This is a genomic window from Bacillus sp. T17B1, assembly GCF_026796395.1.
GTDB lineage: Bacteria > Bacillota > Bacilli > Bacillales > Bacillaceae > Bacillus > Bacillus spizizenii_A.
Map to the genome: position 1 here is coordinate 1 of NZ_JALAYA010000045.1, position 1,462 is coordinate 1,462.

Sequence of the window (1,462 nt, forward strand, 5' to 3'; positions counted from 1 at the left end):
TTCTGTTTTTCGGTCGAATAGGCTGGCGAGTTGGTCCTTTCCAAGTCCAATTCGCCAGTTTTTTTAGATTCATGGCAGCGAAAACAAGCATCGCCTGCATGGACAATTTTTTCTTTCCCCTTAGGGTTGTCCAGCGCAGGCCATGCTTGTGCTTTAAATCCGCAAAAACCCGTTCAATCGTTTCTTTGCGTTTGGCATAGATTTGCCTATTCTCGTCCGTATGCCGCAAATGATCGACCTCATCTAAATGATCCTGCCATAGATGCCGATGGATTACTTTTTGGTGATTTCGGCTTTCCGTACATTGACTCAGTAATGGGCAATGTTCACATCGTTTTGGATCTGACGCATAAACCCGGTAGCCCTCTCTGTTAGTTGTGCGATAAGTCAGAACGTGGTTTTCAGGACAAATGTAAGCATCGTAGTATTCATCGTAAACATATTCGTGTTTTCTCATGAATCCTTTCTTCGTTTGTGGTCGGGTGTAGGGCATGACAGGGCGAACATTTTCATCACTTAAAAACTTCGCGATAAATGGTGTCTTATATCCAGCATCAACTGCGACTGTATGAGGCTTGGCAACCCGTTCTTTTATTTGTTGAAATAAACACGCAAACACTTGACTGTCGTGAATATTCGCCGGCTCAACAACCGTCCCCAATACAAATCCGTTCCGATCACAAGCTGTATGAAAACCATAAGCAAAGAGGCGCTCCCGTTCACCCTTCACAAAATATCCACTTTCAGGGTCTGTCGTACTTACTTTGATTTCTCGTTTCTGTGGGCATGGCCTGGGCTTCAAAGGTTGTTTACCGTTCGCTTCGCGATCAGCGTTAATTTCTTGATCTAGTTGTCCCTGATACGCCCTCGTTTCTTTTCTCACGATCTTTTTCCCAAACTTTTTCTTATTCGCATTCGCTTTGACATGTGTGCCGTCGATAAAGGCGACCGTAGGGTCGACAAGACCACTATCCATAGCTTGACGCAAGATTTTATAGAAGATGGTTTCAAAAAGATCGGTGTCATGAAAACGACGTTCATAGTTCTTACTAAACGTTGAAAAATGAGGGATTTTTTCAGAGAGTCCATATCCAATAAACCAACGATAAGCGACATCGGTTTCTATTCGCTTAATGGTTTCACGCATGGAGCGATGGCCAAACACGTATTGAATCAGTACCATTTTGATCAATACAACGGGGTCAATGCTTGGACGTCCTTTTGAAGAATAAAGAGGGGCAACTTGATCATAAATAAACGAAAAATCCATGGCTTCTTCCATCTTCCTAACCAAATGATCTTCAGGGACAAGTTCACTTAAGGCAAAGACTTCAAGCTGTTCACGCTGATCTTTTGAGTGTTTGGACAACATGGTAAAACCTCCAAAATCTAGATTCACTCATATTTTAACAAAAAAAGCGTGTCGATGAAGCCACTTATTGTGACTTTGTCGACACGCTGA

General features: G+C 42.7%; 1 protein-coding gene. It reads right to left on the minus strand.

Features of this window, described 5'->3' with window-relative positions; all coding sequences use genetic code 11:
* A partial coding sequence (locus tag MOF34_RS18325) for an IS1182 family transposase (RefSeq protein ID WP_268401225.1) occupies positions 1–1,372 on the minus strand: 1,372 nt, incomplete at its 3' end.
* Positions 1,373–1,462: the final 90 nt, after the last annotated feature.